This window comes from Streptomyces sp. CB02980, assembly GCF_014451325.2.
GTDB lineage: Bacteria > Actinomycetota > Actinomycetes > Streptomycetales > Streptomycetaceae > Streptomyces.
On record NZ_JACSCH020000017.1, the window covers coordinates 162288 to 186269 of the forward strand.

General features: G+C 71.2%; 18 protein-coding genes. 7 read left to right on the forward strand and 11 right to left on the reverse strand.

Annotated elements, in window-relative coordinates; translation table 11 throughout:
• The first annotated feature begins 61 nt into the window (after window positions 1-61).
• Together E0F75_RS30425 and E0F75_RS30430 are read left to right on the forward strand one after the other, a co-directional pair.
• Window positions 62-946 carry a metal-dependent hydrolase gene (locus E0F75_RS30425; RefSeq protein WP_229314165.1) on the forward strand — a complete coding sequence of 295 codons (885 nt, stop codon included), beginning with the start codon at window positions 62-64 and terminating at the stop codon, window positions 944-946.
• Window positions 946-2013, forward strand: a complete 1068-nt coding sequence (locus tag E0F75_RS30430) for a PDR/VanB family oxidoreductase (protein ID WP_229314166.1) — start codon at window positions 946-948, stop codon at window positions 2011-2013. Before E0F75_RS30425 ends, E0F75_RS30430 begins: the two co-directional genes overlap by 1 nt.
• Before the next feature lie 10 nt (window positions 2014-2023).
• Here E0F75_RS30430 and E0F75_RS30435 read toward each other — a convergent pair whose 3' ends face one another.
• On the reverse strand, window positions 2024-2590 hold the full coding sequence (locus tag E0F75_RS30435) for a hypothetical protein (RefSeq protein ID WP_229314167.1): 567 nt from the start codon (window positions 2588-2590) through the stop codon (window positions 2024-2026).
• A gap of 37 nt (window positions 2591-2627) precedes the next feature.
• On the opposite strand from E0F75_RS30435, the gene E0F75_RS30440 reads away from it, so the two are divergent.
• A complete protein-coding gene (locus tag E0F75_RS30440; RefSeq protein WP_229314168.1) occupies window positions 2628-3362 on the forward strand; it encodes a TetR/AcrR family transcriptional regulator in 735 nt (244 codons plus the stop codon).
• On the opposite strand, the gene E0F75_RS30445 is transcribed toward E0F75_RS30440, so the two are convergent.
• Entirely contained in the window at window positions 3347-3679 is a 333-nt protein-coding gene (locus E0F75_RS30445; protein WP_229314169.1) for a 5-carboxymethyl-2-hydroxymuconate Delta-isomerase, read from the reverse strand. The genes E0F75_RS30440 and E0F75_RS30445 overlap by 16 nt on opposite strands.
• A gap of 64 nt (window positions 3680-3743) precedes the next feature.
• Between E0F75_RS30445 and E0F75_RS30450 the strand changes: the two genes are divergently transcribed.
• Window positions 3744-4289: a GNAT family N-acetyltransferase gene (locus tag E0F75_RS30450; RefSeq protein WP_229314170.1), complete on the forward strand. Its 546-nt coding sequence runs from the start codon at window positions 3744-3746 to the stop codon at window positions 4287-4289.
• Here the strand turns inward: E0F75_RS30450 and pulA are convergent.
• The 7 genes from pulA to E0F75_RS30485 form a co-directional block, all read right to left on the reverse strand.
• Window positions 4276-9576 (reverse strand): pullulanase-type alpha-1,6-glucosidase, encoded by a 5301-nt coding sequence (gene pulA, locus E0F75_RS30455; RefSeq protein WP_229314171.1) that lies wholly within the window; start codon window positions 9574-9576, stop codon window positions 4276-4278. The genes E0F75_RS30450 and pulA overlap by 14 nt on opposite strands.
• 80 nt (window positions 9577-9656) lie before the next feature.
• Complete coding sequence (locus E0F75_RS30460) at window positions 9657-11372, reverse strand: carbohydrate-binding module family 20 domain-containing protein (RefSeq protein WP_229314172.1); 1716 nt, start codon at window positions 11370-11372, stop codon at window positions 9657-9659.
• A gap of 122 nt (window positions 11373-11494) precedes the next feature.
• Entirely contained in the window at window positions 11495-12580 is a 1086-nt protein-coding gene (locus E0F75_RS30465; protein WP_229314173.1) for a LacI family DNA-binding transcriptional regulator, read from the reverse strand.
• The gene (locus E0F75_RS30470) at window positions 12568-14235 is read right to left on the reverse strand and encodes a glycoside hydrolase family 13 protein (RefSeq protein WP_229314174.1); all 1668 of its coding nucleotides are present in this window, start codon (window positions 14233-14235) and stop codon (window positions 12568-12570) included. Before E0F75_RS30470 ends, E0F75_RS30465 begins: the two co-directional genes overlap by 13 nt.
• Before the next feature lie 62 nt (window positions 14236-14297).
• Window positions 14298-15173: a carbohydrate ABC transporter permease gene (locus tag E0F75_RS30475; RefSeq protein ID WP_267499772.1), complete on the reverse strand. Its 876-nt coding sequence runs from the start codon at window positions 15171-15173 to the stop codon at window positions 14298-14300.
• Window positions 15167-16180 (reverse strand): carbohydrate ABC transporter permease, encoded by a 1014-nt coding sequence (locus tag E0F75_RS30480; RefSeq protein WP_229314176.1) that lies wholly within the window; start codon window positions 16178-16180, stop codon window positions 15167-15169. Before E0F75_RS30480 ends, E0F75_RS30475 begins: the two co-directional genes overlap by 7 nt.
• 19 nt (window positions 16181-16199) lie before the next feature.
• Window positions 16200-17474 carry an extracellular solute-binding protein gene (locus E0F75_RS30485; RefSeq protein ID WP_229314177.1) on the reverse strand — a complete coding sequence of 425 codons (1275 nt, stop codon included), beginning with the start codon at window positions 17472-17474 and terminating at the stop codon, window positions 16200-16202.
• A gap of 359 nt (window positions 17475-17833) precedes the next feature.
• On the opposite strand from E0F75_RS30485, the gene E0F75_RS30490 reads away from it, so the two are divergent.
• Window positions 17834-18862 carry a LacI family DNA-binding transcriptional regulator gene (locus E0F75_RS30490; protein ID WP_229314178.1) on the forward strand — a complete coding sequence of 343 codons (1029 nt, stop codon included), beginning with the start codon at window positions 17834-17836 and terminating at the stop codon, window positions 18860-18862.
• Window positions 18863-19102: 240 nt separating this feature from the next.
• On the forward strand, window positions 19103-20092 hold the full coding sequence (locus E0F75_RS30495) for a phosphatase PAP2 family protein (protein WP_229314179.1): 990 nt from the start codon (window positions 19103-19105) through the stop codon (window positions 20090-20092).
• Here E0F75_RS30495 and E0F75_RS30500 read toward each other — a convergent pair.
• A complete protein-coding gene (locus E0F75_RS30500; RefSeq protein ID WP_229314180.1) occupies window positions 20076-21647 on the reverse strand; it encodes an amidohydrolase in 1572 nt (523 codons plus the stop codon). The genes E0F75_RS30495 and E0F75_RS30500 overlap by 17 nt on opposite strands.
• Complete coding sequence (locus E0F75_RS30505; protein WP_229314181.1) at window positions 21554-23242, reverse strand: APC family permease; 1689 nt, start codon at window positions 23240-23242, stop codon at window positions 21554-21556. Before E0F75_RS30505 ends, E0F75_RS30500 begins: the two co-directional genes overlap by 94 nt.
• Window positions 23243-23341: 99 nt before the next feature.
• Between E0F75_RS30505 and E0F75_RS30510 the strand changes: the two genes are divergently transcribed.
• Complete coding sequence (locus tag E0F75_RS30510; RefSeq protein ID WP_229314182.1) at window positions 23342-23953, forward strand: TetR/AcrR family transcriptional regulator C-terminal domain-containing protein; 612 nt, start codon at window positions 23342-23344, stop codon at window positions 23951-23953.
• Window positions 23954-23982 lie beyond the last annotated feature (29 nt).

The following is a 23982-nucleotide window of genomic DNA, read 5'->3' on the forward strand; positions in this document are numbered from 1 at the left end:
CGGGCAGAAAGACCGTGCACACCTCTGTCGCCACCGCGCTACCCCTCAGTACATTGACGCCATGTCTAATACGCAGCCTGCACCGGTGGCGTCGGAGCACGTCGAGCTCAAGGCCCGAAAGGTCTCCTTCGACTGGGAGGAGACTCCGCTCCACTGGGTACCCGGCGATCCCTTCACCACGCACACCATCAACGTGCTGCACCTGCTGCTCCCGGCCGGCGAGCGCTGGTTCGTGCACGTCTACAAGCAGGCGCTGCCGTACATCACCGACGACCGGCTGCGCGCGGACGTCATCGGCTTCATCGGCCAGGAGGCCATCCACTCCCAGGCCCACGACGACGTCCTGCCCCATCTCCGGGAGCAGGGCCTCGACCCGACCCCGTACACCGCACAGGTCGACTGGTTCTTCGAGAAGCTCCTCGGGGACCGGACCCTGCCGCCGGGCCGGCCGCGCCGCTGGTGGCTGATGGAGCGGGTCGCGATGATCGCCGCGATCGAGCACTACACGGCCTTCCTCGGCAACTGGGTGCTCAACGCCGACGAGCTCGACCGGGTCGGCGCCGACCCCACCATGCTCGACCTGCTGCGCTGGCACGGCGCGGAGGAGGTCGAGCACCGCTCGGTCGCCTTCGAGCTGTTCATGCACCTCGACGGCGGCTACCGGCGCCGCGCCCGCACCTGGGCGCTCGCGTTCTCCGCGCTCGTCTTCCTGTGGCAGCGGGGCGTCCGCTTCTTCATGGAGAACGACCCCACCCTCCTCGACGGCAAGGCCTCCTTGGGCCAGTTCGTCCGCAAGGGCCGGCAGGGCGTGCTGCCCTCCACCCCGGACATGCTGCGCTCGATACCCCGCTACCTGAGCCGCGCCTACCACCCCTCCCAGGAGGGTGACACCGCGCAGGCGATGGCCTACCTGGCCTCCTCCCCCGGCGCCAACGGAGGCCACTGATGCCCCGGTTCACCACCGTCGCCCTCGTCGCCGGGGCCGCGCTGCTCGTCCGCCGCGCCGTCCGCAGCCGGATGACGACCGCCCCGCTGTGGCCGATGCCCGCCCTCGACGAGCCCGTGTCCGGCTACGGCCGGGGCAGCACCGTCCCCCGCAAGGTCCTCGTCGCCTCGCGCGCCACACCGGCCGACGGGGTCGTCGAACTGCGCCTGGCGGGACGCGGGTTGCCCGCCTGGCAGCCCGGCGCGCACATCGACCTCGTCCTGCCCTCCGGGCTCGTCCGGCAGTACTCGCTCTGCGGCGACCCGGCCGACCCCACCACGTACACCGTCGCGACCCGGCTGATCGGGACCGGTCAGGGCGGCCGGGGCGGCTCGCGCGAGGTCCACGAGCAGCTCCACGAGGGCGTGGAGATCGAGATCCGGGGCCCGCGCAACCGCTTCCCGCTCGTGGACTCCCCCGCGTACGTCTTCGTCGCCGGCGGCATCGGCATCACGCCGGTCCTGCCGATGCTGCGCGCCGCCGAGGCGGCCGGGGCGGACTGGCGGCTCGTGTACTGCGGGCGCAGCCGCGCCACCATGCCGTACCTGGCGGAGATCGAGGCGCTGGGCGCTGCCGGGGACCGGGTGACCGTCGTCGCCGAGGACGAGTCCGGCCTCCCCGACCTGGGCTTCCTCGCCGGCGTACCGGCCGGGACCCCCGTCTACTGCTGCGGCCCCGACGGGCTCATGGACGCCGTGACGGCGGCGATGCCGGAGGGCGTGACCCCGCGCCTCGAACGCTTCTCGGCCGCCGCGACGACCGGCGGCACGGCCTTCGAGGTCGAGCTGCGCCGCTCCGGACGCACCGTGCGGGTGGCGGCGGACCAGTCGGTCCTCGCGGCGGTCCGCGAGGAGGTCCCGGGCCTCATGTACTCCTGCCGGCAGGGCTTCTGCGGGACCTGCCGACAGCGGGTCCTGGAGGGCGAGATCGACCACCGGGACGAGCTGCTCACCGACGCCGAGCGGGACGACTCGATGCTGATCTGCGTCTCGCGCTGCGCGGGAAAGCGGCTCGTCCTCGACCTCTGAGAGCCAGGGGTTAGGGCAGGACCAGCCAGTCGAGGGCCAGCGCGGCGAGGAGGCCTCCCACCAGGAGCCAGGTGCCGAGCCGCGTACGGCCGTTGCGGGAGAGCTCGATCACGATCCCGCAGAGGATCATCGCGAGTCCGTACACCCCGACGACCAGGACGGACGTCCGGCTCGCGAGCCGGATCACCAGGACGACGGCCATCGCGACGAGCAGCACGGAGGCGACGGCGACGCGGATGCGCCGGGCCTGCTTGGGCGTGAGGCCGTCCACGGCGGCGTCGTCGTCCTCGTCGAGTTCGTCGTCCTCGTCGAGTTCGTCGTCCGCGTCGACCTCGTCGGCCTCGTCCGCCTCGTCCGCCTCGTCGAGTTCATCCGCCGCGTCCGCCGCGTCCGCCGCGTCCACCGCGTCCGCCGCGTCCGCCGCGTCCGCCGCGTCCGCCGCGGCCTCGTCGGCCGCGGCCGCCTTCGGGCCCTCGGCGGAGGTCTCCTCGCGTATGGTGTCGGCCTCTTCGGCCTCGGGGGCCTCCGGGGCCTCGGTGGCCTTGACGGCCGGGGTGTCCTGGTCGGAAGCGCTCATGGGGCAGGAGCGTATCGGACGACGTTAGGCTGTTCGTATGACGACCGGGGTACGCCGCAGGATGGGCGTCGAGGAGCGCAAGCAGCAGTTGATCGGGGTGGCCCTCGAACTCTTCAGCCACCGCTCTCCCGACGAGGTGTCCATCGACGAGATCGCCGCGGCCGCGGGGATCTCGCGGCCGCTGGTCTACCACTACTTCCCCGGCAAGCAGAGCCTCTACGAGGCGGCCCTCCGGCGCGCGGCCGACGAGTTGGCGGCCAGGTTCGTGGAGCCGCCGCAGGGGCCGCTGGGGGCGCGGCTGTTGCGGGTGATGGGCCGGTTCTTCGACTTCGTCGACGACCACGGGCCGGGGTTCGCGGCGCTGATGCGGGGCGGGCCCGCGGTGGGTTCCTCCACGACGAACGCGATGATCGACGAGGTGCGGCACGCCGCGTACGTGCAGATCCTCGCCCATCTCGGGGTCGAGAAGCCCTCGGCCAGGCTCGAGTTGATCGTGCGTTCCTGGGTGTCGCTCGCCGAGTCGACGGCGCTGATCTGGCTGGACGGCCGCCGGGTCCCGCGTGCCGAACTGGAGTTGCAGCTCGTGCACGACTTCGCGGCGCTCGCCGCGGTGAGCGCCGCGTACGACGCGGACATGGCGGAGATCCTGGTCGGCATCCTCGCGGACGAGCCGGCCGACGGCCCCTTCGGGGAGCTGGTGGCCCGGCTCGTCGCGCTGGTGCCCGCGGTCTCCCCCGAGGCGCCCTCCGTACCCGATCAGCGCTTGCGGTAGGACGCTTCCAGGTCGCGGATCTCGACCGAGAGGCGGACCCCGTCGGTCGCCTTGAGGTACTCCGGGAGGAGGGCGAGGACCGCCTCCGCGAGGCGCCCCTTGAGCTCGTCCGGGCGCCCCGGCAGCAGGGCGATCTCGACGTGGACGAGGACGTCCTCGGCCGAGCCGTCCCCGACGACCGTCTCGTCGACCTCGCGGAACCGGGTCTTGCAGGCGTCGAGCGTCGTGTCGACCGTCTTCACGACGAGCGGGTGCAGGGCGAGCGCGAAGCCGCGCCGGTCGAGGGGCGCGGAGTGGTCGACGGTGATCTGCGGCATGGGGCACTCCCGGCCAGAGGGATACGGCTGTCGGATGTCTGGCCACACCTTTACGGTGATCGTCATGACGGCACAAGTGACCTTCCGGCAGGCGGACACCCGCGACGTGGACCTTCTGGCGGGAATGTACGACGGCGCGGCCCGTTGGATGCTGCGGAGCGGGATCGACCAGTGGAAGCCCGGTGGGAAGAGCGCCGATCACTTCCGCGAGCGGGTCGCCGTCGGTGAGGTGTGGCTGGCGTCCCACGACGGCCTTGCCGTCGGCGCGTACGAGCTGTGGTGGGAGGACGAGCAGGCCTGGGGCCCGCAGCCACCGGTGGCCGGGTACGTCCACCGGCTGATGACGGACCGGGGATCAGCGCCCGCCGGGACCGGGCGGGCGCTGCTCGCGCACGCCGAGGGCCGTGTCGCGGCCGGCGGGCGGTCGGTCGCGCGGCTGGACTGTCTGTCGAACAACCCGCGGCTCCGTACGTACTACGAGGCCGCGGGTTACCGTGCCGTCGGCGAGGAGCCGGGAAAGCTCGCCGCCGACGGCACGCGCTACGGGGTGACCCTGATGGAGCGGTCGCTCGCCCCGGGTCCGACGGGTGGGGGCGTCACTTCGCCGTGAAGACCGCCACCGTCCGCGCCGGGACCGTGAAGGTGCCCGAACCCGGCGCGTAGGACGACGCCTTCACGACCGTGTCGGAACCGTTCGCCTGTACCGGGTGCAGAACGTACGACGTCCCGGCCAGGCCGGAGACGCGCTGCGTCTGCTGCCGCGTGCTCGCGTTGAAGACCACCACCAGGTCGCCCAGGCGCATCGTGATCACGCCCGGAGTCTCCTCGTGGCCCGAGAGCGGGAAGGACAGGGCGTCCTGCACCTGGCCCGCGGTCGCGAGGGAGAAGGCCGGCTCGGTGGTACGGATCTTCTGGAGGTCGCGGTACGCGGCGGAGGCGCCGTCGATCTGCGCGCAGCCGACGCTCAGGGCCGGGTTCACCAGGAGCGGCTTTCCGTAGCCCCACTTGGCCTTGTTGTCGGGGGCCGGCGGGAGGCCGCGGCCGAAGCCGTTGCCGTCGCCGCAGTCCCAGTGGATCGCGTTGAACCAGTCGCCGCTGTCGTAGGAGTTGCGGTCGAGGGACTTGGAGCGCAGCAGGTCCGAGCCCGCCTGGGAGAGCGCCGGGCCCTGCGAGAGGGTCGCGGTGGCCATGGCGAGGACCTGCATACGGGCCCGGTCCGCGGCCGGCGTGCCCGCCGGGAGCTTGAAGGCGAGCGCGTCGTAGAGGGTCTCGTTGTCGTGGGCGTCGGCGTAGGCGAGGGCCTCGCCGGGGGCGGCGGCGTATCCGGCGGGGGCGCCGTTGTAGTCGACCTGGCTGCCCTTGACCGTACGGCCGGAGGTGTCGGTGAAGGAGTAGTCGGCGAGGTTGCCGGTCAGGCCGACCTTGATGAGGTCCTGGTAGTGGAGGAGCCGGGCCTTCTGCTGCTCCGGGGTGCCGTTGGCGGTGGACGTGTTGGGGTCGGTGAAGAGGCCGGAGGCGAAGCCCTGGACGCCGGGGTCCTCGTCGAAGGGGCCGCCGCCGCGGACGGCGTCGCGGGCCCGGTCGGAGAAGGTCGCGATGCCGGTGCCGGCCATGTTCTTCTGGGTGGCCTGGACGAAGCGGGCGTCGTCGGCGATCTCGCCGAAGTTCCAGCCCTCGCCGTAGAGGATGATCGCCTTGCCGTCGACGCCGTCCTCGGCGAGGGTCAGCTCGTCGAGTGCCTTGCGCACGGCGAGGATGTTGGCCTTGGGGTGGTGGCCCATGAGGTCGAAGCGGAAGCCGTCGACCTTGTAGTCCTTGGCCCAGGTGACGAGGGAGTCGACGACGAGCTTGCCCATCATCGCGTTCTCGGGTGCGGTGTTGGCGCAGCAGGTGGAGGTGGCGACGGTGCCGTCGGCCTGGAGGCGCTGGTAGTAGCCGGGGACGATCCGGTCGAGGACGGACTTGTCGGACTGTCCGGCGGCGACGGTGTGGTTGTAGACGACGTCCATGACGGTGCGCAGGCCGTTGCCGTTGAGGGCCTGGACCATCTGCCGGAACTCGACCGTGCGGCGGGTGCCTTCGGGGTCGGTGCTGTAGGAGCCCTCGGGGACGGTGTAGTGCAGCGGGTCGTAGCCCCAGTTGTAGGCGTCCTTGGCCGCGGCGGCGGCCACGCAGGCCTGCTGCTCCTCGGAGTCGGGGGCGTAGACCTTCAGGTCGCAGGCGGGCTCGGTCCGGTCGGACTTCTTCTCGGGGATGGTGCCGATGTCGAAGGCCGGGAGGAGGTGGACGTAGGAGGTGCCGGAGGCGGCGAGGTCGCGCAGGTGCTTCGAGCCCTTGCTCGTCCTGTCCGTGAAGGCGAGGTAGGTGCCCCGGTGGTCGGCCTTCGCCGTCGGGTCCGCGACGGAGAAGTCACGGATGTGGAGTTCCTGGATCTGGGCGTCGCGCAGCGGCACGGCGGCCGGCTTCTTCAGGCCGCGCCAGCCGGCCGGGGCGAGCTTCGGGTCGGTGAGGTCGACGGCGAGGCTGCGGGCGGAGTCGGTGGTGAGGGCGGTGGAGTAGGGGTCGGTGACCTTGTTGGTGACGACCTTCTGGACGGTGGGGGCCCAGACCTTCACCACGTAGCGGTACGGCTTGCCGGTCCAGGACGTGGGGCCGGTGACGGACCAGACGCCGGAGGTGTCGTCGCGCCGCATGGGCACGGTCCGGCCGTCGAGTTCGAGGGCCACGGACTGCGCGGTGGGGGCCCACACGGAGAGCCCGACCTTTCCGCCGCGGAAGACGGGGCCGAGGGCGGCGCCGGTGGCCTTCTTCGCGTACAGGTCGTCGAGGACTCCGGCGGTCTGCACGCCGGTGGCGGCGAGCAGGGCGCCGTTGGCGGCGCGCTGGGTGGCGACGAGCTGTCCGCGCAGGGAGTCGCGGACCCGGTCGGTGTCGCGCGGGTCGACGGTGAAGGCCGGGTACTCCTTGAGGTGCGGGTACTTCGCCTTCTGGGCGTCGGTGAGGGCGGTCTGGTTGAGCCGGAGCCACTGGCCCTCGGTGTTCAGGGCGCCGTCGGTGACGGTGATCCCGCCGTCCTTCGCGTACACGAGCTGCTGGCTGGTGGCCTCGGTGGCCTTGACCTTCCAGACGACGGTGTTCCGGTCGAGCCACTGGGCCTCGGCCTTGCCGAGGTCGAGGTTCGGGGCGCCGCCGACGGTCGGGAGCAGGTACTTGGGCTGTCCGGAGAGTGCCCAGATCTCGTGGCCGTAGGTGGCGAGGTCGAGGGACTGGTCGGTGGGCAGGTCCTTCTCGTCGCCCTTGTGGAGGATGTACGAGAGGGAGGTCGCGCCCTCGGTGAGCGGCACCTCGTAGACGGCGCCGTACGCGTCGACGCGGACCGGCAGGAGGGGCTTGGACCAGTCGGTGGGCTGGGCGGCGCCGGTCCAGGTGTGCAGGCCCCAGCCGTCGTAGTCGCCGTCGGGCCGCTGGTAGTGGATGACGGCCTTGGTCTTGTCCTGCGGGGCGGGTGCGGGGGCGGTGTCGGACTGGCCGTCCTGGCCCTGTGTGATCCAGACCTCGCCGGTGCGGCCGAGGGTGATGCTCCGCTGGGGGCCGTCGGCGGCGCCGTCCTTCTCGACGGTGTACGCGACGGTGGAGGCGCCTTCGGGGACCTTGACCCAGGCGAAGGCGCCGTGGGCGTCGCGGCCGGTGAACGCGGCCTCCTGGCCCGCGGCCTTCAGGGTCCAGCCGTCGTAGTTCCCGTCCTCGCGCTTGTAGTGCACGACGGCGTACGTCCGCTCGACGGCGACGGGCTTCTCGGGTGCGGGGACCTGTCCGGCGGTGGTGGTGGCGGTGGCGCTCGCGGTGCGGCCGGCGCTGTCGACGGCGACGGCCTTGTAGCGCAGGGCGGTTCCGGCGGCGGCGGTCACGTGCTGGGTGACCTTGTAGGGGGCGTGGTCGGCGGTGCCGAGGGTCTGCCAGCGGCCGTTGCCGACCTGGGCGGCGAAGACGACCCGGTTGAGGCCGCCGCCGGTGACGTCGGCGCTGAGCTCGACGGTGCCGGTGGCGCCGGCGGCCGGGGCGTCCAGGGACAGGGTGGGTCCGGTGGCCGGGGCCGGGAGGGCGCGGTCGGCCTTGAGGACCAGGGAGGAGAGGGCGGGGACGGTGACGGTGACCTTGCCGTCCTTCGCGGCGACGGCGCCCTGACCCCCGTACAGGGCACGGAAGTCCGCGGAGTCGACGGGGACGGTGACGGTCTTGTCCGTGGTGGCGCTGTTGGTGGCGACGAGGTACTCGGTCCGCGTCTTCGCGTCCGTGCGGGAGAAGGCGTAGACGGAGCCCTCGGCGAGCCGCTCCTGCTGGATGCCGTCGCGGAGGGCCGGGTGGGCCTTCGTGAGGCGGGACAGTTCGGCGACGGAGGCGTAGACGGGGTGCTTCGTGTCGTACGCGTCGGTGGCGTGGGTGCGGTCGGTGCCGAGCTGGTCGTCGTCGAGGTAGTCGGCGGTCTTGGAGGCGAAGAGGGTCTGGCGGGCGTCCTTGTCGCCGCCGGGGCCGGTGAAGCCCTGCTCGTCGCCGTAGTAGATCACCGGGTTGCCGCGGGACAGGAACATGAGCTCGTTGGCGAGGGTGGCCCGGCGGACGAGTTCGGTGTCGGAGGCGTTCGGGTTGTCCTGCTTGAGGAAGGTGCCGATGCGGCCCATGTCGTGGTTGCCGAGGAAGGTCACCTGCTCGTAGGCGTTGGCCTTGTCGGTGGTGTACAGGTAGTCCTCGGCGAAGACCTTGGCGAGGCGGTCGGCGCCGGCGCCCTGGGAGGCGAAGGCGCGGGCGGCGTCCTGGAAGGGGAAGTCGAGGGTGGCGTCGAGCCGGCCCCGGGTGACGTACGGGGAGGTGACGGTGGTGTCGGCGGAGTAGACCTCGCCGAACATGAAGAAGTCCTCGCGGCCCTGCTTCTTGGCGTAGGCGTCGAGGGCGGTGGCCCACTGGGTCCAGAAGTCGAGGTCGACGTGCTTGACGGTGTCGATGCGGAAGCCGTCGATCTTGAAGTCGCGGACCCACTTCTCGTAGATCTTCCGCATGCCGTCGACGACCTCGGGGCGCTCGGTCCACAGGTCGTCGAGGCCGACGAAGTCGCCGTACTCGGCGGACTCGCCGACCCAGGTGGAGTCGCCCCGGTTGTGGTACATCGTGGGGTCGTTGAGCCAGGCCGGGACCTTGGTGTCCGCCTTCTCCGTGGAGGCGACGGGGGTGTACGGGAAGGAGTCCCGGTCGACCTTGCCGAGGGCCTCGCGGTCGTCGAAGGGGCGGCCGTCCTTGCCGAGGTACGGGTAGGCGCCCTTGGGGCGGTAGCCGTACTTCTGCTCGGCGTAGTCGACGGTGTCGGCGGTGTGGTTGGTGATGACGTCGAAGAAGACCTTCATGCCCTTGCGGTGGGCGGCCGCGATCAGCCTCTCCAGGTCCTCGTTCGTCCCGAAGTGCGGGTCGACCTGGGTGAAGTCGGTGATCCAGTAGCCGTGGTAGCCGGCGGAGGCGTCCTTGCCCTCTCCCTGCACGGGCCGGTTCTTGAAGATCGGCGCCATCCAGATGGCGGTGGTGCCGAGGCCCTTGATGTAGTCGAGCCGCTCCGTGAGGCCCTTGAGGTCGCCGCCCTGGTAGAAGCCCTTGTCGGTGGGGTCGAAACCGGTCTGTGTCCGGCTGCCGGTGAGGCCGCCCCGGTCGTTGGAGGTGTCGCCGTTGGCGAAGCGGTCGGGCAGGACGAAGTAGAACTGCTCGCGGGTGAGGTCCTGGCGGGCGGGCTCGGCCGCGAGCGCCCGGTCGGAGGGCGGGGCCGGGGGCCTGGGCGCGGCGGCCGCGGGGACGGCCGGCACGAGGGCGGCGCACAGGGCGGCGGCCAGTGCGACCGCCGTTCTCTTGCGTGTCACGGGGGTGCTCCCTGGAGGAGGGACGGGGGTACGGGTGGGAGGGCCGCCCCGGGTGGGGGCGGCCCTGCGGGTGCGGAGGGTCAGCTGCGGAAGGTGTCGTTCACGACGACCTGGCCGGAGGCGGGGACGGTCGCGGTGCGGTTGGCGCCGGACTCCCAGGTGACGTTCCCGGCGGCGTCCTTGCGGATGTACTTGTACTCGAAGGCCGTTCCGGCGGGCAGGCCGACGGTGAGCTTCCAGACGGGGTACGTGGCCGGGTCGAGCTTGAGGGCGGCGGCCGGGGACCAGGTGCCGAGTTCGGCGCGGCTGCCGGTGACGTAGACGTCCTGGCCGGGCACGGTGGTGGCGGTGACGTTGAAGGCCGCGCCCGAGGTGGCGGGCGGGGTCGTCGGCGGCGTGGTCGGGGTCGCGCCGCCGCAGTTCATCGCGTTCACGTGCAGGGCCAGGGCGGTGTTGGCGCCGAGGGTGGCCGTGAACTGGCCGGATCCGTTCACCGTCACGGGCGTGTTCGACTGGACGTTGCAGTAGGTGCCGGCGGGCAGCGAGGTCTGGAAGGTGCGGGTGAGCGCCGAGGTCTCGTGGTTGATGGCCACGTACGCCTTGGTGCCGCGGCCGAACGCGATCGCGTTGTTGCCGTTGTCCCACCAGCCGGTGACGGCCTGGCCGCGTGCGGTGTTGCGGAAGGCGACCATGGAGGAGATCTCGCGCCAGGCGTGCTGGCACTTCCAGCCATCGGTGTAACAGGCGTTGACCTGGCCGCCGTTGGGCGGTCCCGCGTCCTTGTCGGTCCACTCGTAGCCGGAGTGGACGTCCGGGGAGCCGTAGGGCCAGGCGAGCGCGAAGACGGAGGCGAGGGTGTAGTTCGCGCCGTCCTTGTAGGAGAGGGTGTCGCCGCCGCGCTCGGTGTCGTGGTTGTCGACGAAGACGCCGGACTGGCCGGAGGGCATGTAGCCCCAGGCCTCGCCGAAGTTCTTGAGGTAGGCGAGCTTCTCGTTCTGCAGGACGCGCTTGAGGTCGCGGGCGTAGCGGAACTCCTGGACGTCTCCGCTGCCGAGGTACTCGCTCGGGGAGACGGCCTCGCCTGCGCCGTGGATGGCCTCCAGCTTCCAGTACACGCCGGGGTTGGTGAGCCGCGACTTGATGTTGGCGAGGTCGGCGGCCGGCATGTGCTTGGCGGCGTCGACGCGGAAGCCGTCGACGCCGAGGGAGAGCAGGTCGTTGAGGTAGCCGGCTATCTTCCCGCGGACGTGGTCCTCGCCGGTGTCGAGGTCGGGGAGCTGGACCAGTTCGCAGTTCTGGACGTTGCCCCGGTCCTGGTAGTTGGAGATCGTCGCGCGGCAGTCGTCCATGTCGGAGCCGGAGTAGAGGCCCGGGTAGTCGTACTTGGAGAACGGGGTCCCGCCCGTTCCCGTACCGGAGCCGTTCGCCATGTGGTTGATGACGGAGTCGGCGACGACCTTGACGCCGGCCGCGTGGCAGGTGTCGATCATGCTCTTGAAGGCGGTGCGGTCGCCGAGACGTCCGGCGATCTTGTAACTGACGGGCTGGTACGAGGTCCACCACTGGCCGCCCTGGAGGTGTTCCTGGGGCGGGGAGACCTGGACGTATCCGTATCCGGCGGGGCCGAGGCGGTCGGTGCACTCCCGGGCCACCGAGGCGAAGTTCCACTCGAACATCACCGCGGTGACGTCCTTCTCGCCGGGCGGGGCGGCCTGCGCCGGGGCGTTTCCCGTGACGGCCACAGCGGCAGCTCCCGCCACGAGGGCGAGTGCAGCGGCCACGGTTCTTCTGGCCATGATTCCTCCTGCTGACTTCACTGTCGCAAGAAGTTGCCGAAAACTTCAGCAACTGTTTTCAGCCGTGACCGTACGAGTGCCCCGACGCCCGGTCAACCCTCCGGACACCGCAACGCAAGTTGTTACGTAAGGACTTGCGGCAGCGCGGCGCGGGCGGGCGGCTGCGCCGTGGAGCCGCGGACCACCAGCTCCGGCTGGAAGACGAACTCCGTGCGCTGCACGGGGTTTCCCTCGATCTCCTCCAGGAGCGCGCCGACGGCCGCCGTCGCCATGGCCTGGACGGGCTGGCGCACGGTGGACAGCGGAGGGCTGGTGAAGGCGATCAGCGGCGAGTCGTCGAAGCCGACGACGGAGACGTCCCCGGGCACGTCGAGGCCCTGGGCGCGGACGGCGCGGATCACGCCGAGCGCCATCAGGTCGGAGCCGCAGACGATGCCGGTGCAGCCCTCGCGGAGCAGGATGTCGGCGGCCGCGTGCCCGCCCTCGACTCCGAAGAGCGTGGGTCTGATGAACCGTTCCGCGTCGGCGCGTTCGACACCGAGGAGCTCGTACAGCTCGGCGGTGAAGCCCTCGGCCTTACGGCGCGAGGGCACGTAGCGGGTGGGGCCGATGGCGAGACCGATCCGCTCGTGCCCCAGCTCGACCAGATGCCGCACGGCCATCCGGGCGGCGGCCCGGTCGTCCGGGGAGACGAAGTTGGCGTCGATGTGCTCGTTGTAGCCGTTGATGAGGACGTACGGCACGCCCCGGGCGGTCAGCCGGGCGTAGCGGGCCGGGTCGGCGGAGGCGTCCGCGTGCAGTCCGGAGAGGAAGACGATGCCGGCCACCCCGCGCTCCACGAGCTGCTCGACGAGCTCGTCCTCGGTGGCGCCGCCGGGCATCTGGGTGCAGAGCACCGGGGTGTAGCCGTGCCCGGCCAGGACCTGCTCGACGACCTGCGCGAACGCCGGGAAGATCGGGTTGGTCAGCTCGGGCACGACGAGCCCGACGAGCCCCGCGCTGCGCCGTTTCAGCCGTACGGGGCGCTCGTAGCCGAGCACGTCGAGCGCCGCGAGCACCTTGTGCCGGGTCGCGCCGGCCACCCCCGCCTTGCCGTTGAGGACGCGGCTGACGGTGGCCTCGCTGACCCCGGACTGGGCCGCGATGTCCGCGAGCCGCGGGGCGCCGTTCCCGGCGCCCCGCGGCAGGGGGATCGTCACACCGCCCACCAGGCGGTGGTGTCGGCGGGCAGGACCGCCTCATCGTCGACGATCGAGATCTCCTCGTTGGAGAGAAGGAACCGGCCGGGCAGCGGGACGGAGATGGCCCGGCCGGTGGTGTTGGCGATGCAGGCGAAGCCGTCGCGGCGGAAGGAGAGCACACCCTCGGGTGCCTCCAGCCACTCGACGGTCTCGCCCGCACCGAGTCCGGGCTGCGCCCGCCGCACGGCGAGGGCGCTGCGGTACAGCTCCAGGGTGGAGCCGGGGTCGCCGGTCTGCGCCTCGACGCTCAGACCGCCCCAGGTGGTGGGCTGCGGCAGCCAGGAGCCGCCGTCGCCGAAGCCGTACGAGCTGCCCTCGACGGTCCACGGGATCGGGACCCGGCAGCCGTCGCGGAAGCCGTCCTGGCCGGACGCCCGCCAGAACGACGGGTCCTGGCGGACCTCGTCGGGCAGGTCGGTGACGTCGGGCAGGCCGAGCTCCTCGCCCTGGTAGACGTACGCCGAGCCGGGCAGCGCCAGCATCAGCAGGGTGGCGGCGCGGGCGCGGCGCAGGCCGAGTTCGCGGTCGCCGGGCTCGCGGAGCTGGGTGCCGAGGCCCGCCGGGTTGGCGAAGCGGGTGGCGTGCCGGGTGACGTCGTGGTTGGAGAGCACCCAGGTGGTGGGCGCGCCGACCGGGCGCATCGCCTCCAGCGATTCGTCGATGACGCGGCGCAGCTCGGCGGCGTCCCAGTGGGTGCCCAGGTACTGGAAGTTGAAGGCCTGGTGCATCTCGTCGGGGCGCACGTAGTGGGCGGTGCGCTCGACGGTCGGGGTCCAGGCCTCGGCGACGAGGACGCGCTCGCCGTCGTACTCGGAGAGCACCTTCCGCCAGGAGCGGTAGATCTCGTGGACGCCGTCCTGGTCGAAGAAGGGCATGACGTCGTTGCCGAGCAGCTTCAGCTGGTCGTGGGCGCCGAGGTCGGGCAGGCCCTCGGCCTTGACGAGGCCGTGGGCGACGTCGACGCGGAAGCCGTCGACGCCCATGTCGAGCCAGAAGCGCAGGATCGAGCGGAACTCGTCGCGGACGGCGGGGTGTTCCCAGTTGAAGTCGGGCTGCTCCGGGGCGAAGAGGTGGAGGTACCAGTCGCCGGGGGTGCCGTCCGGGTTCTCGGTGCGCGTCCATGCCGGGCCGCCGAAGATGGACTCCCAGTCGTTGGGCGGCAGTTCGCCGTTCTCGCCCTTGCCGGGGCGGAAGTGGTAGCGCTCGCGCAGGACCGACCCGGGGCCCTCGCGCAGCGCGCGCTGGAACCACTCGTGCTGGTCGGAGGAGTGGTTGGGGACCAGGTCGACGATGATGCGCAGGCCCAGGGCGTGGGCGTCGCGGATCACGGCGTCGGCGTCGAGGAGCGAGCCGAACATGGGGTCGATGGCCCGGTAGTCGGCGACGTCGTATCCGGCGTCGGCCTGCGGCGAGGCGTAGAACGGGGAGAGCCAGACGGCGTCGACGCCGAGTTCCTTGAGGTACGGCAGCCGGCTGCGGATTCCCTCCAGGTCGCCCATGCCGTCGCCGTTGCCGTCGGCGAAGCTGCGCGGGTAGACCTGGTAGATCACCGCGTCTCTCCACCAGCCCGTGTGCGTGCCGGTGGTCGGGGCGTCGGCCGGGGTGGCGAGATGCTGGGTCATGTCTTCCCTGGGAGGTAAGGAGGTGCGTACAGAGGTGCGTACAGAGGGCGGGCTCAGGGCCGTCAGCCCTTGACGGCACCGGCGGACATGCCGGTGACGAGGTGGCGCTGGGCGAAGAGGAACACCAGGGCCGCGGGGATGGCGATGAGCACGGAGGCCGCGGCCATCGGGCCCCACTGGGCGCCGTACTGGTTGACGAACTTCTGGAGTCCGCCGGCGAGCGTGAGGTTCTCGTCGCCGACCATGAAGGCGGAGGCGTAGGCGACCTCGCCCCAGGCGGTGATGAACGAGTAGAACGCGGTGACCGCGATGCCCGGCTTGGCGAGCGGCAGGATCAGCCGCCAGAAGGTGCCGAAGGGCGTGAGGCCGTCGACGTAGCCGGACTCGTCGATCTCGCGCGGGATGGTGTCGAAGAAGCCCTTCATCATCCACGCGCAGAACGGGACGGCGATGGTCAGGTACGTGATGACCAGGCCGACCGGCTGGTTGAGCAGGCCCATCGACGCCATGATGTTGTAGATCGGCACGATCAGGACGGCGACCGGGAACATCTGGGTGATGAGCAGCGTCCACATCAGGCCGCGCTTGCCGGGGAAGCGGAAGCGGCTGACGGCGTAGCCCGTGGTGGCGGAGATGAAGACGCCGACGACGGTGGTGAGACCGGCGACGAGCAGCGAGTTGGCGAACCAGGTGAGGAACGGGGTGTCGTTCAGCAGGTTCGTGTAGTTCTCGAGCGTCGTCTCCTTGAAGAAGTCCGTGGTGATCGCGTACTTGGCCGGCTTGAGCGAGGTCAGCAGGACCCACAGCACGGGGAAGACGGCGATCACGGACGCCACGATCAGGGTGACGTGCAGGGCGACCGAGGCGATCGGCGAACGGCGGCCGCGGAGCGGCGTGTTGGCGACGGCCTGGGGGGTGGGGGTCGTGGTCGTCACCAGACTTCTCCCTGCTTGCGGAGGACTCGCCGGTAGACCGCGGCGAAGAGCATCAGGAGGACCAGGATGAGCACGCCCCAGGTGGAGGACTGGGCGAAGTCGCGCGGACTGACCTCGAAGGAGAACTTGTACGCCTGGGTGACGAGGATCTGGGTGGCCTCGCCGGGCCCGCCCCGGGTGAGCAGGAAGATCACCGGGAACATGTTGAAGGTCCAGATGGTGGAGAGCAGGACCACCGTCGTCGACACCGAGCTCAGGCCGGGCATGGTGATGTGCCGGAAGCGCTGCCAGGCGTTGGCGCCGTCCATCTCGGCGGCCTCGTACAGCTCGCCGGGGATGGACTGGAGCCCGCCGAGGAGGGCGACCATCATGAACGGCACGCCGAGCCAGACGTTGACGAGGATGACCGAGAACTTGGCCCAGGTGGGGTCGTTCAGCCACGGCACGGCGTCGATGCCGCCGCCCGCGAGGATCTTGTTGAGGAGACCGTTGTCCTGGTTGTAGAGGAAGCGCCAGGCGAAGACGGAGACGAAGCCGGGCACGGCCCAGGGCAGGATCAGCAGCAGCCGGTAGAAGGAGCGGCCGGCGATCTTGCGGTTGAGGACGTTGGCGAGGGTGAGGCCGAGCGCGAAGGTGACCGAGACGCAGGACACCGTCCACAGCAGCGTCCAGCCCAGGGTGGAGAGGAACTGGCCGCCGGTGAGCGCGTCGGTGTAGTTGTCCAGGCCGACGAACTCGTAGGTGGCCGGGATCTCGTTGACGCCGATCGACCGCGCGACGTTCCGCTCATTGGCGTCGGTCAGCGACAGGTAGACGCCGCGGACCAGCGGATAGCCGATGATCACCGCGATCACGATCGTCACCGGGGCGATCATCGCCCAGGCGTACCAGTGGGTGGCGAGGGAGCGCTTCCTGACGCTCCTGCGCTTGCCAGTTCCGCGGCTCCGGCCGCGGGCGACGCTGTCGCCCGCGGCCTTCACCACCGACTGGCTGGGGGTGTCCACAGCCATCAGCCGGCCTGCCTTCCTGTTACTTCCAGTCCTTCAGGAGCTTGCGGTAGGCGTCGCCCGTCGCCTTGGCTCCCGCGTCCGGGGTGGTCTGGCCGGTGAGGACCTTGGTGTACTCGGTGACGAGCGGCGCGAAGAGGCTGCCGGTCTCCGGGATCCAGGGGCGCTCGATGGCCTTGTCGACGACCGGCTTGAAGAAGCCGATCAACTCGTTGGTCGCGACGTCCGGCTTGATGTAGACGGACTCACGGGTCGGGAGCAGGCTGAGCTCCTTGGCGACCGTCGCCTGGGTCTCGACCGAGGTCATGTACTCGGCGAAGGCGTAGGACGCGTCGAGGTTCTTGGAGCCCGCGTAGACGGCGAGGTTGTGACCGCCCTGCGGGGCGCCCTGGCCGGCCGAACCGGCGGGGACCGGGGCGATGCCCAGGTTCGCCTTGTCGGTGAACTCCTTGCCGGCGTAGGTGTCGGCGACGGCCCACGGGCCGTTGATCATCATCGCGACCTTGCCTTCCTTGAAGGCGGTCTGCATGTTGTTCCAGCCGTCGGTGGCGTCGGTCTTGGCGGCACCGGAGTCCACCAGGTCCTTGACGACCTTGAAGCCCTTCACACCGGCCGGGTTGTCGACGGTGATCTGCTTCTTGTCGGCGTCGACGAGGTCGCCGCCCTCGCCGTAGAGGAAGGAGAGGAACCAGTAGGCGTCGTCGCCGCGCAGGTAGAGGCCGGGGTTGCCGGTCTTCTTCTTGATCGCGGCGGAGACGGTCTTGAGCTCGTCGATGGTCTTGGGGACCTGGACGCCGGCCTCCTTGAAGATCTTCTTGTTGTAGAAGATGCCCATGGAGTCGATGACCTGCGGGACGGCGTAGGTCTTGCCGTTGTACTTGGTGGAGGCCGCGGCCTGCTCCAGGAAGTCGTCCGCGTTCTTGAGGGCCGGGGTGCCGTCGAGCGGGGCCAGGTAGCCGAGGTCCGCGAACTCGGGGGTCCAGGCGACCTCGGAGCGGATGACGTCGGGGGCGCCGGAGCCGGACTGCGCGGCGTTCTTGAACTTGTTCTGCGCCTCACCGAACGGCACGTTCACGTACTTGACGGTGACCTTCGGGTGCTTCTTCTTGAAGTCCTCGGCGACCTTCTTGAAGACCTTGTCCTCGGAGCCGACCGTGGAGGTGTCCCACCAGGTCACGGTGCCGGAGAGCTCGCCCGAGCTCTTCGAGCCGCCGTCCGAACCGCTGTCACTCCCGCACGCCGCCAGGGTCACGCCCAGGGCAGCGACCAGCGCGGTGGCCGCTATGCCACGCCGCATGTGAACTCCTTCAACTGATCCCGGGGGGACGAGGGGCTGGAACCTTCCTCATGCGACCGCTCCCTCGCGGCGCTCCGGGTTGCCAGGAACGTAACAGGGATGAAAACGAGCCGAAAGAGCTTGCGAGAACTTTCTGCAAGGACCGGGGATCGTTACATCCACGTGTCCCGAAGGTTGCCGTTGAATCGCTTGACAGCAGCTGACACACGCCCCTCGCGCGCCGCACGGCCCCGCACGCACGCCCTGAACGCACCACGCACGCCCCGCAAATCCTGCAAGAGCTTGCGGAGTGGCTTGCATCACCCGTACCTCACCCGTGCGGTGGGCAATACGCCCCGTGACCGGTACAGTCCATCCTCATGACCGCGCGGCTCTCCGACATCGCAGCCCAGGCGGGGGTCAGTGAGGCCACAGTCAGCCGCGTGCTCAACGGCAAGCCCGGTGTGGCCGGGGCCACCCGTGAATCCGTTCTTGCCGCGCTCGACGTGCTCGGCTACGAGCGGCCCGTACGACTGCGCCAGCGCAGCGCGGGCCTCGTCGGCCTCATCACCCCCGAACTGGACAACCCGATCTTCCCCGCGCTCGCGCAGGTCATCGGGCAGGCCCTGACCCGGCAGGGATACACCCCGGTGCTCGCCACCCAGACCCCCGGCGGGTCCACCGAGGACGAGCTCACCGACATGCTGGTCGAGCGGGGCGTCGCCGGCATCATCTTCGTCTCCGGACTGCACGCCGACACCACCGCCGACATGACGCGCTACGACCAGCTGCGCGGCAAGGGTGTCCCGTACGTCCTCCTCAACGGCTTCTCCCCCAAGGTGCAGGCGCCCTTCGTCTCCCCCGACGACCGGGCCGCGATGCGGCTCGCGGTGACGCACCTGGCCGCGCTCGGGCACACCAGGATCGGGCTCGCCGTCGGACCGAAGCGGTTCGTGCCGGTGCTCCGCAAGATAGAGGGCTTCCAGCAGGGCATGGAGGAGCGGCTCGGCCTCGGCTTCGAGGAGTCCGAGGCGCTGATCCAGCACTCCCTCTACACCCTTGAGGGCGGCCAGGCCGCGGCCGGGGCTCTGATCTCCCGCGGCTGCACGGCGGTGGTCTGCGCGAGCGACATGATGGCGCTCGGCGCGATCCGGGCCGCACGGCAGCAGGGGCTCGACGTCCCCAGGGACGTCTCCGTCGTCGGTTTCGACGACTCTCCCCTCATAGCGTTCACCGATCCGCCGCTGACCACCATTCGACAGCCCGTGCAGGCGATGGGGCAGGCCGCGGTCCGCGCGCTGCTCGAAGAGGTCGGGGGCACTCCCGCCCCGCACTCCGAGTTCGTCTTCATGCCCGAGCTGGTCGTCCGCGGGTCGACGGCTTCGGCCCCGTCCGCCGTGCGCGGCTGACGACCGCGCACCGAAGCCGCGCACCGAAGCCGCGCGCCGAACCCGCTCCGCTCCACCGCCCGGCCCGCCCCTGACCTGCCCCTGACCTGCCCTGACCCGTCCCCGTACCTTTTTCCGTACCTGTCGCCGACCCTTACGGCACCCTCCGTGCGACCTCATTCCTGAGGCGGACCGGGTGCGCCCCGAACCCGTCGGAGGGATGATCGGTCGGGGGGAAGGGATCTGGCAGACTCTCTCCCTATGGGTGAAACGACCGTGAAGAGTTTGGACAACCGGACGACCCCGTCGTCACCCACCGTGGCCGACGGCAGGTTCGCGCGCCTCCGTGCGCGCGCGCCACGGCGCCCCACGATCTGGTTCGAGATCGCGCTGATCGCGGTGAGCTACTGGACGTACTCGCTCATCCGCAACGCGGTGCCGGAGCAGAAGGCCCAGGCCTTCAAGAACGCCGACTGGATCTGGGAGACCGAGCAGTCCCTCGGCCTCGCCTTCGAGCACGCCGTCAACCACGCCGTGAACTCGGTGACATGGCTGATCGTGTCGATGAACTACTACTACGCGACGCTGCACTTCATCGTGACCATCGGTGTGCTCGTGTGGCTGTACCGATGGCACCCGGGCCGTTACGCGGCGTTCCGGACCGTCCTGTTCGCCACCACCGGTGTGGCCCTGGTCGGTTACTACCTGTACCCGCTCGCGCCGCCCCGGCTCATGAACGGCCAGGGCTTCGTCGACACGGTGCTCGTCCACCACACCTGGGGCTCGATGGCCTCGGGCAACCTCAAGCACGTCTCGAACCAGTACGCGGCGATGCCGTCGATGCACATCGGCTGGTCCCTCTGGTGCGGCCTGACGATCTTCCTCCTGGCCAAGGCGCCCTGGGCGAAGATCCTGGGCCTGCTCTACCCGATGGCGACCCTGGTCGTCATCGTCGCCACCGCCAACCACTTCTGGCTGGACGCGGTCGGCGGCATGATCTGCCTCGGCTTCGGCTTCGCCGTCTCCTACTTCTGGTACGGCTCCCGCCCGCACCGCCTGCCCAAGCTGGTCGAGCCGATGCCCGGCGCGGTGACGCGGAGCGGCCCGCCCCCGAAGGGGGAGGCGGACCGCGAGGACGAGAAGGCCGACGCCGTCTCGTCGACCGAGGTGGCCGCCGGGACGGATACGGCCGAGAACGCCGAGAAGGCCGAGAACGCCGATACGGAGCGCTCGGTCAGCTCCGGTAGGTGATCCGGCCGCCGGCGACGGTGAGGCGGATCGGGGCGTTCTCCGTCTCGTCCGCCGGGGCCTCCACCGGGTCCACGGCGAAGGCGCTGAGGTCGGCCCGGTGGCCCGGGGCGATCCGGCCCGCGATCCGCTCCTCCCCCGCCGCGACCGCCGCGTGCGTGGTCATCCCCTCCAGGGCCATCAGGCCCGTGAGCCCGTGCCGGGCCGAGGCCGCGCCGCGCGGGGCCCGCGCGGTGGCGAGGACCTGCCGGGCGTCGTAGTGGGCGATCGGCCAGTCCGAGCCGAGCGCGAGGTGCGCCCCGGCGTCCCGCAGGTCACGGCAGCGCCAGGCACGGGCCGCCCGTTCCTCGCCGAGCCGCCTGGACCATTCGTCGGTGTGGTCAGCGCGGGTGTACGCGGTGTGCGGGGGCTGCATCGAGGCGACGACACCGAGCGCGGCGAACCGCCCCAGCTGGTCGTCGGGGACCGTCTCGATGTGCTCGATGCGATGGCGGGGACCGCCCGTACCCAGGGATTCCACGGTGTCGAGGACGTGCCGTACGGCGGCGTCCCCGATGGCGTGGGTGGCGGTGCCGACGCCCGCGCGGTGGAGACGGCGCACGGCGGCGGAGTACGCGGCCGGATCGGGCCAGAAGGCGTCGGTGCCCCGGCCGTGGCAGTCGGCGTGTTCCAGCCAGGCGGTGCCGCCCTCGACGGTGCCGTCCATGAAGAACTTCACGCCGCCGATCGCCCACATGCGCCCGGCCCGCCCCTGGAGCCGTACGAACTCGTCCAGCTCCTCCTCGCCCACGCCCGGCATGCACCAGGGCGCGAGACGGAGGCGCAGCGGCAGCTCGCCGTCCTCCTCCAGGGCGGTCAGGAGGCCGGGTACGTCGGGTCCGCCGAGGTCCATGACGTGGGCGGAGGTGAGTCCGGTGGCGGCCATGCCGGTGAGCAGGTCGACGAGCCGGTCGCGGCGCTCGGCGTACGGCTGGGCGGGCAGGACCGGGGTCATCAGGTCCATGGCCGCGTGTTCGACCAAGTGCCCGGTGGGGCGCCCGTCGGTGTCGCAGACGATCTCGGAGAGCTGGGCGAAGGCGCGGGGCCCGTCGATGCCCGCGGCCTTGAGGGCGGCCGCACTGGCCAGGACCGAGTGTCCGTCGTAGAGACGCAGGTACGCGGGGGCGCCGCCGAGGACGTCCTCGATCAGGTCGCGGTGGACGGGGCGGCCGCCGAAGACGTTGTGGTCGAGGCCGAAGCCGATGATCCAGCCGTCGCGGCGCTCGGCGTCGCGGAGGGCGGCACGCAGTCCGTCGAGGTCGGTGACGCCGGACAGGTCGGTGCCGGTGAACATCTCCAGGCCCCAGACGGGGTGGCTGTGGGCGTCCGTGAGACCGGGGGTGAGGGTGGCGCCGGCCAGGTCGACGACCTCGGTGCCGGGGCCGCGCCAGGCGCGGGCGTCGGCGGCGTCGCCGAGGGCGGTGATCAGTCCGTCGCGGACGGCGACAGTGGTGTGGCCGCTCGGTTCGGGGGTACGGACGCGGGCGTCGACGAGGAGGAGGTCGGGGGCTGCGGACACGAGGGGTCGGCTCCTTCGGCGTGCGGGTCGGTGTGCGGGTCGGGGTTCGCGGCGCCGGGCAGCTCGGCGTGCGGGTCGGGGTTCGCGGCGCCGGGCAGCTCGGCGTGCGGGTCGGTGTGCGGGTCGGGGTTCGCGGCGCCGGGCAGCTCGGCGTGCGGGTCGGTGTGCGGTTCTTCGGCGAAGTGGGCGTAGACCTCGGGGCGCGTGCGGCGCAGCCGGTACGCGAGGAGGAGCCCGAGGACGAGGACGGCGGGGACGACGGCGACGAGGACCGCGTTGACCGTCGGGGAGGCGCCGGTGAAGAGCGCGACCTTGGAGGCGACCAGCCAGATCGCCAGGGCGAGCAGGACGGCCGCGGTGACGGGGGCGACGAGGGTGCGCAGGGCGCCCTCCCGGTGCGGGACGCGCCGGAAGTAGCGGACGACGGCGAGGGCGGCGAGCAGCATCAGCGCCATGAGCCCGAGCATCCCGGGGGTGTTCACCCAGAGCAGCAGCTGCGTGTACGGGTCGGCGCCGGCGGCCGCGAAGCCGAGGACGACTCCCGCGCCGAGCACGGTCTGGGCGAGACCAGCGACGTACGGGGAGCGGTGGCGGGGGTGGATCCGGCCGAGGGCGGCGGGCAGGACGCCCTCCTCGGCGAGGGCGAGGGCGTAGCGGTTGATCGCGTTGTGGAAGGCGAGCAGCGAGGCGATGATGCTGGTCACGATGAACACGTGCATCAGGTCGGCGGCCCAGGGTCCGACGTAGGTGGTGATGGCGGCGAAGAAGAGTCCGCCGGTGTCGCCGGCGGCGGCCGCGACCACCTTGTCGTCGCCGAACGCCTGGATCACGGTCCAGACGACGAAGGCGTAGAACAGGCCGAGGAAGCCGACCGCGATGTAGGTGGCGCGGGGGATGGTGCGGGCCGGGTCGCGGGCCTCGCGGCGGTAGATCACGGTGGACTCGAAGCCGGTGAAGGCCGAGAAGGCGAAGGCCAGTACGGCCGCCGTGCCGGGGACGAGGACGTTGCCGGGGGCGAAGGAGGCGAGGGAGAGCCCGTTCGCGCCGCCCTTGAGGAGCACGCCGCCCGCGAGGAGGACGAGTATGCCGGTCTCGGCGACGAGCAGGACGCCGAGGACCTTGGCGCCGAAGTCGATGGAGCGGTAGCCGCCGTACCAGATGACCAGGAGGCCGGCGAGGGCGATCGGGAGCCAGGGCGGGTCGACGCCCCACAGGGCGCCGGCGGTGTCGGAGGTGGCGGAGCCGAGGAGTCCGTAGACGCCGATCTCCATGCCGTTGTAGCCGACCATGGCGACCAGGGCGGCGGCGATGCCGAGGGGTTTGCCGAGCCCTTGGGCGATGTACGCGTAGAAGGCGCCGCCGCTGCGGACGTGGCGGCTCATGGTGGTGAAGCCGACGGCGAAGATCGCCAGGGTGATGCCCGCGAGGAGGTAGCCGGCCGGGGCTCCGATGCCGCCGAGGACGAGGGCGATGGGCGCGACGCCGGCCATCACGGTGAGCGGGGCGGCGGCGGAGACGACGAAGAAGGAGATGTCGGCGGTGCCGAGGGTGCCGGTGCGCAGGCCGGGCGGCTTGTCGGAGGTGCTGGAGGACATGCGGGAGAAGCCCTTCTCGTAAACCTAAAGGCTTTCGGTTGGCGCAATGTAGCCTCGTGTCCAACGATTCGGGAAGACCTGAACAGCGGGAGAACGTCCATGGGCCGGCCGCACAAGCCCCTGCTCGACCGGGTGCGCATCACCACCACGGCACTCGAACTCGTCGACGAGCAGGGCGACTTCAGCGTCCCCCAGATCGCCAGGCGACTCGGCGTGCAGACGGCCTCGGTGTACCACCATGTGGACGGCCGGGACGGCATCGTGGAGCTGCTGCGGGAGCGGGTCTGCGCCGCCATCGACGGCGGCACCCTCGACGGACAGCCGTGGGACGCGGCCGTCGCCGCCTGGGCGCGCTCCTACCGGGCCGCCTTCGCCGCCCACCCGAAGGCGATCCCGCTGCTGACCACCTCACCGGTGCGCGCCCCGCGGGTCCTCGAGCAGTACGAGAAGGCGGTCGCCCTCCTCATCGACGCGGGCTTCGCCCTCCCGGACGTGATGCCGGTGATCATCGCCCTGGAGAACCTGGTCCTGGGCTCGGCCCTGGACATGGCGGCCCCGGAGGCGATGTGGGAGCTGGCCGACGACACGGCGACCCCGCGCCTCGCGCGGGCACTCGCCGCCTTCCCCGAGGGCGGCCGCACCGACACCGCCTTCGAACTGGCCCTGGCCGGCTATCTGACCCACATCCGGGGCATGCCGGACGGCGCGTAGGCCGGGGGCGGGCATGCCGGACGGGTCGG